This window comes from Flavobacterium araucananum, from assembly GCF_002222055.1.
GTDB classification, from domain to species: domain Bacteria; phylum Bacteroidota; class Bacteroidia; order Flavobacteriales; family Flavobacteriaceae; genus Flavobacterium; species Flavobacterium araucananum.
The window spans coordinates 124,022-136,213 of record NZ_MUGS01000005.1 but is presented as its reverse complement, the minus strand read 5'-3'; the positions used below and the strand labels follow the sequence as shown (position 1 = coordinate 136,213).

26 protein-coding genes are annotated in these 12,192 nt (G+C 35.1%); all 26 read right to left on the bottom strand.

Going from position 1 to position 12,192, the window contains the following annotated elements:
• Nucleotides 1-80 precede the first annotated feature (80 nt).
• The 26 genes from rpsK to rpsJ all read right to left on the bottom strand — a co-directional run bounded on the left by rpsK (nt 81) and on the right by rpsJ (nt 12,184).
• Nucleotides 81-464: a 30S ribosomal protein S11 gene (gene rpsK, locus B0A64_RS04705; RefSeq protein WP_007803677.1), complete on the bottom strand. Its 384-nt coding sequence runs from the start codon at nt 462-464 to the stop codon at nt 81-83.
• A gap of 8 nt (nt 465-472) precedes the next feature.
• Nucleotides 473-847 (bottom strand): 30S ribosomal protein S13, encoded by a 375-nt coding sequence (gene rpsM / locus B0A64_RS04700; RefSeq protein WP_056245953.1) that lies wholly within the window; start codon nt 845-847, stop codon nt 473-475.
• 2 nt (nt 848-849) lie between these two features.
• Nucleotides 850-966 (bottom strand): type B 50S ribosomal protein L36, encoded by a 117-nt coding sequence (gene ykgO / locus B0A64_RS04695; protein ID WP_072945378.1) that lies wholly within the window; start codon nt 964-966, stop codon nt 850-852.
• A gap of 12 nt (nt 967-978) precedes the next feature.
• Nucleotides 979-1,194, bottom strand: a complete 216-nt coding sequence (gene infA, locus B0A64_RS04690; RefSeq protein WP_007136545.1) for a translation initiation factor IF-1 — start codon at nt 1,192-1,194, stop codon at nt 979-981.
• A gap of 7 nt (nt 1,195-1,201) precedes the next feature.
• Nucleotides 1,202-2,548, bottom strand: a complete 1,347-nt coding sequence (secY, locus tag B0A64_RS04685; protein ID WP_055093063.1) for a preprotein translocase subunit SecY — start codon at nt 2,546-2,548, stop codon at nt 1,202-1,204.
• Nucleotides 2,549-2,561: 13 nt separating this feature from the next.
• Nucleotides 2,562-3,014, bottom strand: a complete 453-nt coding sequence (rplO, locus tag B0A64_RS04680) for a 50S ribosomal protein L15 (protein WP_017495009.1) — start codon at nt 3,012-3,014, stop codon at nt 2,562-2,564.
• Between the two features lie 11 nt (nt 3,015-3,025).
• Nucleotides 3,026-3,208 (bottom strand): 50S ribosomal protein L30, encoded by a 183-nt coding sequence (gene rpmD / locus B0A64_RS04675; protein ID WP_017495010.1) that lies wholly within the window; start codon nt 3,206-3,208, stop codon nt 3,026-3,028.
• A 12-nt stretch (nt 3,209-3,220) separates the two neighbouring features.
• A complete protein-coding gene (rpsE, locus tag B0A64_RS04670; RefSeq protein WP_085950926.1) occupies nt 3,221-3,745 on the bottom strand; it encodes a 30S ribosomal protein S5 in 525 nt (174 codons plus the stop codon).
• Nucleotides 3,746-3,748: 3 nt separating this feature from the next.
• Entirely contained in the window at nt 3,749-4,099 is a 351-nt protein-coding gene (rplR, locus tag B0A64_RS04665) for a 50S ribosomal protein L18 (RefSeq protein WP_056245956.1), read from the bottom strand.
• An 11-nt stretch (nt 4,100-4,110) separates the two neighbouring features.
• On the bottom strand, nt 4,111-4,653 hold the full coding sequence (gene rplF, locus B0A64_RS04660; RefSeq protein WP_089478372.1) for a 50S ribosomal protein L6: 543 nt from the start codon (nt 4,651-4,653) through the stop codon (nt 4,111-4,113).
• Between the two features lie 18 nt (nt 4,654-4,671).
• Nucleotides 4,672-5,070, bottom strand: a complete 399-nt coding sequence (gene rpsH / locus B0A64_RS04655; protein WP_089478371.1) for a 30S ribosomal protein S8 — start codon at nt 5,068-5,070, stop codon at nt 4,672-4,674.
• Nucleotides 5,071-5,174: 104 nt separating this feature from the next.
• Nucleotides 5,175-5,444 (bottom strand): 30S ribosomal protein S14, encoded by a 270-nt coding sequence (gene rpsN / locus B0A64_RS04650; protein ID WP_007803655.1) that lies wholly within the window; start codon nt 5,442-5,444, stop codon nt 5,175-5,177.
• A gap of 3 nt (nt 5,445-5,447) precedes the next feature.
• Nucleotides 5,448-5,999: a 50S ribosomal protein L5 gene (gene rplE, locus B0A64_RS04645; protein ID WP_035619635.1), complete on the bottom strand. Its 552-nt coding sequence runs from the start codon at nt 5,997-5,999 to the stop codon at nt 5,448-5,450.
• A gap of 2 nt (nt 6,000-6,001) precedes the next feature.
• Complete coding sequence (rplX, locus tag B0A64_RS04640; RefSeq protein WP_007803650.1) at nt 6,002-6,316, bottom strand: 50S ribosomal protein L24; 315 nt, start codon at nt 6,314-6,316, stop codon at nt 6,002-6,004.
• A gap of 11 nt (nt 6,317-6,327) precedes the next feature.
• The gene (rplN, locus tag B0A64_RS04635) at nt 6,328-6,696 is read right to left on the bottom strand and encodes a 50S ribosomal protein L14 (RefSeq protein ID WP_007803649.1); all 369 of its coding nucleotides are present in this window, start codon (nt 6,694-6,696) and stop codon (nt 6,328-6,330) included.
• Nucleotides 6,697-6,698: 2 nt separating this feature from the next.
• Nucleotides 6,699-6,959: a 30S ribosomal protein S17 gene (gene rpsQ / locus B0A64_RS04630; protein ID WP_007803646.1), complete on the bottom strand. Its 261-nt coding sequence runs from the start codon at nt 6,957-6,959 to the stop codon at nt 6,699-6,701.
• 17 nt (nt 6,960-6,976) lie between these two features.
• A complete protein-coding gene (gene rpmC / locus B0A64_RS04625) occupies nt 6,977-7,168 on the bottom strand; it encodes a 50S ribosomal protein L29 (protein WP_007803639.1) in 192 nt (63 codons plus the stop codon).
• Between the two features lie 13 nt (nt 7,169-7,181).
• Entirely contained in the window at nt 7,182-7,607 is a 426-nt protein-coding gene (gene rplP / locus B0A64_RS04620; protein WP_007803637.1) for a 50S ribosomal protein L16, read from the bottom strand.
• A 19-nt stretch (nt 7,608-7,626) separates the two neighbouring features.
• Complete coding sequence (gene rpsC, locus B0A64_RS04615) at nt 7,627-8,388, bottom strand: 30S ribosomal protein S3 (protein WP_007803635.1); 762 nt, start codon at nt 8,386-8,388, stop codon at nt 7,627-7,629.
• A 5-nt stretch (nt 8,389-8,393) separates the two neighbouring features.
• Nucleotides 8,394-8,807 carry a 50S ribosomal protein L22 gene (gene rplV / locus B0A64_RS04610; RefSeq protein ID WP_007803631.1) on the bottom strand — a complete coding sequence of 138 codons (414 nt, stop codon included), beginning with the start codon at nt 8,805-8,807 and terminating at the stop codon, nt 8,394-8,396.
• A 6-nt stretch (nt 8,808-8,813) separates the two neighbouring features.
• Complete coding sequence (rpsS, locus tag B0A64_RS04605) at nt 8,814-9,092, bottom strand: 30S ribosomal protein S19 (RefSeq protein ID WP_012022488.1); 279 nt, start codon at nt 9,090-9,092, stop codon at nt 8,814-8,816.
• A 6-nt stretch (nt 9,093-9,098) separates the two neighbouring features.
• Nucleotides 9,099-9,923 carry a 50S ribosomal protein L2 gene (gene rplB, locus B0A64_RS04600; protein WP_059114053.1) on the bottom strand — a complete coding sequence of 275 codons (825 nt, stop codon included), beginning with the start codon at nt 9,921-9,923 and terminating at the stop codon, nt 9,099-9,101.
• Nucleotides 9,924-9,932: 9 nt separating this feature from the next.
• The gene (gene rplW / locus B0A64_RS04595) at nt 9,933-10,223 is read right to left on the bottom strand and encodes a 50S ribosomal protein L23 (RefSeq protein WP_007803621.1); all 291 of its coding nucleotides are present in this window, start codon (nt 10,221-10,223) and stop codon (nt 9,933-9,935) included.
• 7 nt (nt 10,224-10,230) lie between these two features.
• Complete coding sequence (gene rplD, locus B0A64_RS04590; RefSeq protein ID WP_089478370.1) at nt 10,231-10,860, bottom strand: 50S ribosomal protein L4; 630 nt, start codon at nt 10,858-10,860, stop codon at nt 10,231-10,233.
• Entirely contained in the window at nt 10,860-11,477 is a 618-nt protein-coding gene (gene rplC, locus B0A64_RS04585) for a 50S ribosomal protein L3 (protein WP_089478369.1), read from the bottom strand. Before rplC ends, rplD begins: the two co-directional genes overlap by 1 nt.
• Before the next feature lie 401 nt (nt 11,478-11,878).
• Nucleotides 11,879-12,184, bottom strand: a complete 306-nt coding sequence (rpsJ, locus tag B0A64_RS04580; protein WP_007803605.1) for a 30S ribosomal protein S10 — start codon at nt 12,182-12,184, stop codon at nt 11,879-11,881.
• Nucleotides 12,185-12,192 lie beyond the last annotated feature (8 nt).

Genomic DNA, 12,192 nt, shown 5'->3' with positions numbered 1-12,192 from the left:
AAATTTAAGGTAGAGATTATGAATTCAGGTCAAATCCTTCGATAATCTATATTCTACCTTGTTATACTATAATAAATAAATTAAACTCTACGTCTTTTTGGAGGACGACATCCGTTGTGAGGCATTGGAGTAACATCGATAATCTCTGTAACTTCAATTCCACCGTTATGAATAGAACGGATAGCAGACTCACGTCCGTTTCCTGGTCCTTTTACATAAACTTTCACTTTTTTAAGTCCAGCTTCAAGAGCTACTTTACTACAATCTTCTGCTGCCATTTGGGCTGCGTATGGAGTATTCTTTTTAGAACCTCTAAAACCCATTTTACCAGCTGAAGACCAAGAAATAACTTCACCTTTTTTGTTTGTCAAAGAAATGATGATGTTATTGAAGGTAGCAGAAATATGAGCTTCTCCCGTTGATTCAACGATAACTTTACGTTTTTTTGCAGTTGCTTTAGCCATATTACTTATTATTTAGTTGCTTTTTTCTTGTTAGCAACAGTTTTTCTTTTACCTTTTCTTGTTCTAGAGTTGTTTTTAGTTCTTTGTCCTCTTAACGGAAGACCAGATCTATGACGGATACCTCTGTAACATCCAATATCCATTAAACGTTTGATGTTCAAAGAAACTTCAGAACGTAATTCTCCTTCAATTTTGAATGCTCCAACAGCTTCACGAATTGCTCCGATCTCGTCATCATTCCAATCTTGAACTTTTTTGTCTTGGCTAACTTGAGCTTTTTCTAAAATCTCAATAGCTCTACTTCTTCCTAATCCAAAGATATAGGTAAGTGCTATAACACCTCTTTTATTTTTTGGGATATCTACCCCTGCTATTCTTGCCATAATTATCCTTGTCTTTGTTTAAATCTAGGATTCTTTTTGTTTATTACGTACAATCTCCCTTTTCTACGCACAATGATGCACTCGGGACTTCTCTTTTTTACTGATGCTCTAACTTTCATAGTGAATATCCTTTAATATCGATAAGTAATTCTTGCTTTTGACAAATCATAAGGACTCATTTCTAGTTTCACTTTATCACCAGGTAATAATTTGATGTAATGCATACGCATTTTTCCAGAAATATGAGCAATTACGATATGTCCATTTTCTAACTCCACACGGAACATCGCATTTGACAATGCTTCGATGATTGATCCGTCTTGTTCTATTGCTGATTGTTTTGCCATATAAAAATTAAGCTACTGCTTTTCTATTTTTACCAGTCTTCATTAAACCATCATAATGTTTGTTTAACAAGTATGAATTGATTTGCTGAATAGTATCTATCGCAACTCCAACCATAATTATTAATGAGGTACCTCCAAAAAACATTGCCCAAGATTGTTGTACATCCATAATACTTACAACAATGGCTGGGAACACAGCAATCAAAGCAAGGAATAAAGATCCTGGGAAAGTTATTAAAGACATCACTTTATCAAGAAAGTCTGAAGTTTCAGCTCCCGGACGAACGCCAGGAATAAAACCACCACTTCTTTTCAAATCATCGGCCATTTTGTTAGTAGGTACTGTGATAGCAGTATAAAAGAATGTAAATACAATAATTAAAGTTGCAAAAACAAAATTATACCAGAATCCGAAGATATTACTAAATGCTCCAACAATAGATTGTGATGTATCTGATTTAGACAATCCAGCTACAGCTGCAGGTATAAACATAATTGCCTGAGCAAAAATGATTGGCATAACCCCAGAAGCATTAAGCTTAAGAGGAATCCATTGTCTATTACCACCTGCCAAATCTTGTTCGTAATCCCCGCTTGTAGTACGACGAGCGTATTGAACAGGAATTCTACGTACTGCCATTGTAAGCAATACACAAGAAATGATTACTAATAACCACACAATAATTTCAATAACTAACAACATTGGACCTCCATTGTTATTGGTAACTCTGGTTGTAAATTCTTGTATAAAAGCTTGCGGTAAGCGCGCTAAGATACCAACCATGATCAATAATGAAATTCCATTTCCAATACCTTTATCTGTAATTTTTTCTCCAAGCCACATAGCAAAAATAGTACCTGTAACAAGAATAATAACAGACGAGAACAAAAATTCAGGAGAATTAAAGCCCAGTAAGAATGCACTTCCTGGCAACGTTCTGTATAAATTGTAGATATAAGTTGGACCTTGAACCAGTGTAATAGCTATAGTCAACCAACGAGTGATTTGATTAATCTTTTTTCTACCACTCTCTCCATCGTTTTGAAGTTTTTGCAAATAAGGAATAGCAATTCCCATTAACTGAACAACAATAGATGCAGAAATATAAGGCATAATACCTAAAGCAAAAACTGAAGCTTTAGAGAAAGCACCTCCTGTAAACATGTCTAGGATTGATCCTAAACCATTTTTAGTTTGTCCCGCTAAACCTGTTAATTGAGTTGCGTCAATTCCAGGTAGCGTTACGTGTGCACCAAAACGATATACTAAAAGCAATCCTAATGTAATTAAGATTCTGTTTTTCAGTTCTTCGATTTTCCAAACATTACTTATTGATTCAATAAATTTCTTCATCTTAATAGATAAGTTATATAGTTACAGCCTCTCCACCAGCAGCTTCAATAGCAGCTTTTGCAGTAGCAGTAAATTTGTGGGCAGTTACTTTTAATTTTGCTTTCAATTCTCCTCTACCTAAAATCTTAACGATTTCATTTTTGGTAGCTAGACGATTTGCTACGAAATCTGTCATTGAAACAGAATCAGTAATCACACCATTGTCTACTAATAATTGAAGCGTATCTAAATTAACACCTTCGTATTCTTTACGATTGATGTTTGTGAAACCAAACTTAGGCACACGTCTTTGAAGTGGCATTTGCCCTCCCTCAAAACCAATCTTTTTAGAATAACCAGAACGAGATTTTGCTCCTTTGTGACCTCTTGCAGAAGTACCACCTTTTCCAGAACCTTCTCCTCTACCTAATCTTTTATTTTGATTGTGTGTTGACCCTTCAGCTGGTTGTAAGTTACTTAAATTCATAACAGTATTTGTTATTTAGCTTCTTCGACAGAAACTAAGTGTTTAACTTTGTTTATCATCCCAAGGATAGCAGGATTTGAATCATGCTCTACAACTTGTCCCATTTTACGTAGACCTAAAGCTTCCAAACCTCTTTTTTGAGAAAGAGGACAGTTGATTTTGCTTCTTACTTGTTTTACTAATAATTTAGCCATAATTTCCTTGAATTAACCTTTAAAAACTTTTTCTAAAGAAACACCTCTTTGTTTTGCAACAGTGTGAGCGCTTCTCATTTGTAATAAAGCATCAAAAGTTGCTTTCACTACGTTATGAGGATTTGATGATCCTTGAGATTTAGATAATACATCGTGAATACCTACTGATTCAAGAACTGAACGAACAGCTCCACCAGCAATAACTCCTGTACCATGAGAAGCAGGAATTAAGAATACACGTGCACCACCAAATTTACCTTTTTGTTCGTGAGGAACTGATTGTCCATTCAAAGGAATTTTTACTAAATTTTTCTTAGCGTCTTCTACTGCTTTCGCAATTGCTTCAGAAACGTCTTTAGATTTTCCTAATCCATGACCAACTACTCCATTTTCATCACCTACAACTACAATAGCAGAAAAACCGAAAGCTCTACCCCCTTTTGTAACTTTAGTAACACGATTAACACTTACCAGACGATCTTTAAGTTCAAGACCACTTGGTTTTACCAATTCTACATTTTTGTATTTAGACATAATATATTAGAATTTAAGTCCAGCCGCTCTTGCGCCTTCTGCTAATGATTTAATACGACCGTGATACAAATATCCACCTCTATCAAAAGTGATGGTTTCGATCCCAGCTTTTAACGCTTTCTCTGCAACTAATTTTCCAACAGCAGCAGCGACTTCAACGTTAGTACCTTTTCCTATTTCTTTTTCTCTTGAAGATGCAGCTAAAATAGTAACTCCATTTACATCATCAATAAGTTGAGCGTAAATTTCTTTGTTACTTCTAAATACAGATAGTCTTGGGTTAGTAGCAGTACCACTAATCGATTTTCTAATTCTGAATCTAATTCTCTGTCTTCTATCAGATTTTGTTAATGACATAATCTTATTTTTTAAGCTGATTTACCTGCTTTTCTTCTTAATACTTCACCCACAAATTTAACACCTTTTCCTTTGTATGGCTCAGGCTTACGGAAACCTCTGATTTTCGCAGCAACCTGTCCTAAAAGTTGTTTGTCAAATGATGTTAATTTTACGATAGGGTTTTTTCCTTTTTCAGATATTGTTTCTAAAGCTACTTCTGGAGCAATTTCTAAAACAATATTGTGAGAATATCCAAGAGCTAAATCTAATTTTTGACCTTGGTTTGAAGCTCTATAACCAACTCCAACTAATTCAAGTTCTTTTGTAAAACCTTCAGATACACCAATAATCATATTGTTGATTAATGATCTGTATAATCCGTGTTTTGCTCTTTGGTCTTTATGATCAGACGATCTTTCTAATAAAATTTGATCGCCTTCAACTTTTACAGTAATGTCCGAAAACTCCTGAGTTAGTTGACCTTTTTTTCCTTTTACCGTAACGATACCGTCTTTAACTTCTACAGTTACTCCAGCAGCGATTACAATTGGGCTTTTACCTATTCTTGACATCTTATTTAGTCTTTAAAATTAGTATACGTAACAAATTACTTCACCACCTACATTTAATTGTTTCGCTTGTTTTCCAGTCATAAGACCTTTTGAAGTTGAAACAATTGCAATTCCTAATCCGTTAAGGATTCTTGGTAATTTGGCAGCACCTGCATATTTACGTAAACCAGGTTTACTAATTCTTTGGATATCTTTAATTACAGACTCTTTAGTATCTTTATCATACTTCAAAGCAATTTTGATTGAACCCTGAACAGAGTTGTCTTCAAATTTGTAACTCAAGATATAACCTTGATCAAATAAGATCTTAGTTATTTCTTTTTTTAGATTAGAAGCTGGAATTTCAACAACTTTGTGGTTTGCAGCCACAGCGTTACGAACTCTAGTCAAATAATCTGCAATAGGATCTGTATACATATGTATTTGATTGCGATTATGGTTTTCGGGAGGCACTCGCCTCCCGAACCTTTAATCAATTAAAATTATTTTTTGGTTTGCAAAAGTAGTAACTTATTGCGAGATTACCAAGATGCTTTTTTAACTCCAGGAATTAACCCATTATTAGCCATCTCACGGAAAGTTACACGTGAAATACCGAATTGACGGATATAACCTCTTGGTCTACCTGTTAATTTACAACGATTGTGTAAACGAACTGGTGAAGCATTTTTAGGTAATTTTTGTAAACCTTCAAAATCTCCAGCTTCTTTCAAAGCTTTTCTTTTCTCAGCATACTTAGCTACCGTTTTCTCTCTTTTCACCTCACGGGCTTTCATTGATTCTTTAGCCATGTCTTAATTCTTTTTAAAAGGTAATCCTAATTCAGCCAATAATGACTTTGCTTCCTTGTCTGTTTGAGCAGTAGTAACAAATGTAATATCCATTCCTGAAATTTTGTTTACTTTATCAATATCAATTTCCGGGAAAATGATTTGCTCCAAAACTCCAAGGTTGTAATTACCTCTTCCGTCGAAACCAGTAGCTTTGATACCACTAAAATCTCTAACGCGCGGTAAAGCAGAAGTAATAAGTCTATCTAAAAACTCATACATTCTTTCACCACGTAAAGTAACTTTTGCTCCAATAGGCATCCCTTTTCTCAATTTGAATGACGCAACGTCTTTCTTTGAAATTGTAGATACTGCTTTTTGTCCAGTGATCTTTGTTAACTCATCAACTGCATAGTCAATAAGTTTTTTATCAGATACAGCTGCACCAACTCCACGGCTCAAAACGATTTTTTCAAGTTTTGGAACTTGCATCACGTTTGTATATCCGAATTCCTCTTTAAGAGCAGAGATTACTCTACTCTTATATTCTTCTTTTAGTCTAGGTGTATATGCCATTACTATAGTACTTGATTAGATTTTTTTGAAAATCTTACTTTCTTATCTCCTTCTACTCTAATACCAACTCTAGTTGTTTCCTTAGTTTTAGGATCAATTAGTGAAATGTTAGATATTTGTATAGAAGCTTCTTTCTTAACGATACCACCTTGAGGGTTTTTAGCACTTGGTTTTGTATGTTTCGAAACCATGTTTACACCTTCAACTATCGCTTTATTTTTCTCACGGTAAACACGTAAAACTTTACCTTCAGCACCTTTATGGTCTCCAGCAATAACTCTTACGATATCTCCTGATTTTATTTTTAGCTTTATCATCTTAAAACGAATTAAAGCACTTCTGGTGCTAATGATACAATTTTCATGAATTGTTTTTCACGAAGTTCTCTTGCTACCGGACCAAAAACACGTGTTCCTCTCATTTCCCCTGCAGCGTTCAAAAGAACACATGCATTATCATCGAAACGGATATAAGAACCATCAGCTCTTCTCACTTCTTTTTTGGTACGTACAACAACTGCAGTTGAAACAGCTCCTTTTTTAACGTTACCGTTAGGAGTTGCATCTTTAATAGATACTACAATCTTGTCACCAACAGAGGCATACCTTCTTTTGGTACCTCCTAAAACACGGATAGTTAAAACTTCTTTTGCTCCCGTGTTATCTGCTACTTTTAGTCTTGATTCCTGTTGTACCATAATTATTTAGCTCTTTCTAAGATTTCAACTAATCTCCAACATTTTGTTTTACTTAAAGGACGCGTTTCGCTAATTCTTACAGTATCTCCAATGTTACAGTCGTTTGTTTCGTCGTGTGCAACGTATTTCTTTGTTTTCAACACGAACTTACCGTATAATGGGTGTTTTACTTTTCTTACTTCAGCAATAACAATAGATTTATCCATTTTATTTGAAGTAACAACACCTATTCTTTCTTTTCTTAAATTTCTTTTTTCTTCCATCTTTCAGCAGAATACAATTATTGTAACTCTCTTTTAGTTAGCTCTGTAGCCAATCTTGCAACTGTTCTTCTTACACTTCTAATTTGAAGTGGGTTCTCAATTGGAGAAATAGCGTGGGCCATTTTTAGGTCAGCATATATCTTCTTAGTTTGACTAAGTTTTTCTTGCAACTCCGCTGCAGAAAGATCTTTTATTTCTGATTGTTTCATAATATAATATAAATTATGCTTCGAAATCTCTAGCAACGACGAATTTAGTTTTTACTGGAAGCTTTTGAGCCGCAAGACGTAACGCCTCTTTTGCAACTGATAAAGGAACTCCTCCAACTTCAAACATAATTCTTCCGGGTTTAACAACGGCAGCCCAATATTCAACGGCACCTTTACCTTTACCCATACGTACCTCAAGAGGCTTCTTAGTAATTGGTTTGTCTGGAAATATTTTGATCCATAATTGTCCCTCTCTCTTCATAAAACGAGTTGCAGCAATACGTGCAGCTTCGATTTGACGAGAAGTTAAGAACATTCCATCTTCATGTACAGATTTAATACCAAACATTCCATTAGAAAGTTCATGCCCTCTTTGAGAGTTACCTTTCATTTTACCTTTTTGTACCTTACGGTATTTTGTTCTTTTAGGCTGTAACATTTTTCTTTAGTTTAAAAATTTACTTTCTTTTACGAGCGTCTGGTTTTCCACCTTTATTAAAGGGCTTTCTGTCTCCTCTTGGAGAATCACCACCTTTACCACCACCAGTTCCAGATTGTTTTTTATCCATTCCTGCAAGCGGAGAAAGATCTCTCTTTCCATAAACTTCACCTTTCATGATCCATACTTTGATACCCATTCTACCGTAAGTAGTGTGAGCTTCAGCCAAAGCATAATCAATATCAGCTCTGAAAGTTGATAGAGGAATTCTACCTTCTTTGAAACCTTCCGAACGTGCCATCTCAGCACCATTCAAACGACCAGAAATCAAAACTTTGATACCTTCAGCGTTCATACGCATAGAGGCAGCAATAGCCATTTTGATTGCACGTCTGTAAGAAATACGGCTTTCGATTTGACGAGCGATGCTTGTCGCCACAAGATAAGCATCTAATTCAGGTCTTTTGATTTCAAAGATGTTGATTTGAACCTCTTTGTCAGTAACTTTCTTAAGTTCTTCTTTTAACTTGTCTACCTCTTGTCCACCTTTTCCGATAATGATACCAGGTCTGGCAGTAGTGATAGTAACGGTTACAAGTTTCAAAGTTCTCTCGATGATTACTTTAGATACACTAGCTTTTGATAAACGAGCGTGGATATACTTTCTGATTTTGTGATCTTCGGCAAGTTTATCACCGTAATCATTTCCACCATACCAGTTTGAGTCCCACCCTCTGATGATACCAAGTCTATTTCCAATTGGATTTGTCTTTTGTCCCATGCTGCTTAAGAATTGCTTTGTGTGTTATTGATAGCTCCAAGCACGATTGTTACGTGATTAGAACGTTTTCTTATTCTGTGTGCACGACCTTGTGGAGCTGGACGAAGTCTTTTCAACATCATTCCACCATCTACTCTGATCTCCTTAACAAATAATCCAGCTTCTTCTAAATTACCTTCACTATTTTTTTGCTCCCAGTTATTGATTGCAGATAATAATAGTTTTTCTAATTTTCTTGAAGCTTCTTTAGAACTAAATCTTAAGATGTTAAGTGCTCTTTCTACCTTCTGACCTCTTACCAAGTCCGCTACTAAGCGCATTTTTCTAGGTGAAGTAGGGCAGTTATTCAATTTTGCGAAAGCAATAGACTTATTAGCCTCTTTTCTCGCATCTGCTGTTTCTCTTTTACGAACTCCCATTGCTTCTTATTTTTTACCTTTATTTTTTGCTCCAGCATGACCTCTAAAAGATCTAGTTGGTGAAAATTCTCCTAATTTGTGACCTACCATGTTTTCTGTTACGTAAACTGGTACAAATTGACGACCGTTATGAACTGCGATAGTTTGTCCAACGAAATCTGGAGTAATCATAGAAGCTCTAGACCAAGTCTTTACTACACTATTTTTACCACTTTCTACGTTTTCCTGAACTTTCTTGTCTAACTTATAATGAACGAAAGGTCCTTTTTTTAATGAACGTGCCATATCTTATTATTTCTTTCTACGTTCTACGATATACTTGTTACTCGGGTTTTTCTTAGAACGAGTTCTATAACCTTTTGCTGGTATTCCATTTCTTGAACGTGGATGTCCACCAGAAGAGCGTCCTTCTCCACCACCCATTGGGTGATCAACAGGGTTCATCGCAACAGGTCTTGTTCTAGGTCTTCTTCCTAACCATCTTGTTCTACCAGCTTTTCCTGATACAACTAATTGGTGGTCTGAATTAGAAACAGCTCCAATTGTAGCCGAACAAGTTAACAAGATCAATCTTGTTTCACCAGATGGCATTTTGATTGTAGCATATTTCCCATCTCTTGCCATTAATTGAGCAAATGTTCCAGCTGAACGAGCGATTACCGCTCCTTGACCTGGACGTAACTCAATACAAGAGATTACAGTTCCTAAAGGAATTCTACTTAAAGGCAATGTATTACCAATTTCAGGTTGAGATTCTGGTCCAGAAACTAATTTCTGACCAACTTTCAATCCGTTTTGAGCAATTACATAAGTTTTCTCTCCATCAGCGTAAGCTAATAAAGCGATAAATGCAGTACGATTTGGATCATATTCAATTGATTTAACCGTAGCTGGAATTCCTTCTTTTGTACGTTTAAAATCAATGATACGATATCTCTGCTTGTGACCACCACCCGTATAACGCATGGTCATCTTTCCTTGACTATTTCTACCTCCAGAGTTTTTTATCGGCGCTATCAAAGAGCGTTCCGGCTTATCAGTTGTAATGGCGTCATAACCATTCACAACTCTAAATCGCTGACCTGGGGTAATAGGTTTTAATTTTCTTACTGACATTTTTCTATCTTAGATATTGTTGTAAAAATCAATTGTTTCTCCTTCTTGTACTTGAACAATCGCTTTCTTAATTGCATTTGTCTTTCCACTGATCAAACCACTTTTAGTGTATTTTGTAGTTCTATCCGGTCTTACGTTCATCGTGTTAACTGAAACGATAGTTACTCCATAAGCAGCTTCAATAGCTTTCTTAATCTGAACTTTGTTTGCTTTTTTGTCAACAACAAATCCGAAGCGGTTTAAAACTTCACTTTCTTTGGTTACTTTTTCTGTTACTATAGGTCTAATTATGATACTCATATTCCTATTATTTGCTTAAATTTTCTTCAATTAACTCCAAAGAACCTTCCAAAAGCACTAAATTATTAGTGTTTAAAATAGCGTAAGTGCTTAATTCTGAGCTAGTTACGACATTAGAAGCCTTTAAATTGCGTGACGACAAATATACATTTTTATTTGACTCTCCCAACACAAATAGAGATTTTTTATTATCTAACCCTAAAGCTTTCAAAACGTTAATGAAATTTTTAGTGTTTGGAGCTTCAAATTTAAAGTCCTCAAGAACGATAATATTTGACTCTTTTGCTTTGATTGAGAAAGCTGATTTTCTCGCCAATCTTTTCAAGCTTTTATTCAATTTAAATGAATAACTTCTTGGTCTTGGTCCAAAAATTGTTCCACCACCTTTAAACAATGGATTTTTGATACTTCCCGCACGAGCTGTACCAGTTCCTTTTTGTTTTTTAATCTTACGTGTACTTCCTGTCACTTCAGCTCTTTCTTTAGCTTTGTGAGTCCCTTGTCTTTGATTAGCAAGATATTGCTTCACATCAAGGTATACAGCGTGATTGTTTGGTTCAATTGCGAATACTGAATCAGAAAGTTGAACTTTTCTTCCAGTATCTTTTCCGTTGAAATCTAATACTTTTACTTCCATTACTTCTGAATGATTACATAAGAGTTTTTATGTCCAGGAATACATCCTTTAATAACAAGTAGGTTCTTTTCAGCAACCACTTTTAAAACTCTAAGGTTTTGAACTTTTACATTGTCTCCTCCCATTCTTCCAGCCATACGCATTCCTTTGAATACTCTAGATGGATAAGAAGAAGCTCCCACAGAACCTGGCGCTCTTAAACGGTTGTGTTGACCGTGAGTTGCTTGCCCAACACCACCAAATCCGTGACGTTTAACAACCCCTTGAAAACCTTTACCTTTAGATACACCTTGTACATCTACAAATTCTCCTTCAGCAAAAATAGAAACATCAATAAGATCTCCTAATTTTTGTTCAGTTGCAAAATCTTGAAATTCAACGACTTTTTTCTTCGCTACAGTTCCAGCTTTTTTAAAGTGACCTAAAGCCGCTTTAGTGGAATGTTTCTCGTTTTTGTCATCGAAACCAAGTTGCAACGCTTCGTACCCGTCAACACCTTTGGTTCTGACTTGGGTAACAACGCATGGTCCAGCTTCGATTACTGTACAAGGAATGTTTTTCCCGTTTTCGTCGAAAATACTAGTCATGCCGATTTTTTTACCAATTAACCCAGACATAAATATTAATTATTAATTACTAAAATTCCCTTCAATTTGAAAATTACCGAAATTTCCAAACAGGGAGTGCAAAAGTATACATTAAAATCGAATATACCAAACAGTTAGAAAAATTAAATCGCTCATAATCAAAATCCAAGCACAAAACCAACAAGGGCAAAAAATTTATTTATCTAAAAATTTCAATTTCACTTTTTAACACACAACAACATTATCCTTAACTTTTACTTAATAACCACAAGAAAAAACACCGCCAACACACTAAACAAAAGGCATTTCAACAAAATCGCAAAAAAAACAATCAAAAATAATCAGGCTTAAAAATTAATTTTCAAAATTTGGCAAAACAAAAAAAGCAAGACATTTCTGTCTTGCTTTTTTATATAAAATATAATAAAAAATTATACTTTTATTTCTACTTCAACTCCACTTGGCAATTCAAGTTTCATTAAAGCATCAATAGTTTTAGATGAAGATGAATAAATATCAATCAATCTCTTGTATGACATTACTTCAAATTGCTCTCTCGCTTTTTTGTTAACGTGCGGAGAACGCAACACAGTGAAAAGTTTTTTGTGAGTTGGTAACGGAATTGGACCTGTTACAACTGCTCCAGTAGTTTTTACTGTTTTTACGATCTTTTCAGCAGACTTATCTACCAACATGTGATCGTAAGATTTTAGTTTTATTCTGATTTTTTGACTCATTTTCTTAA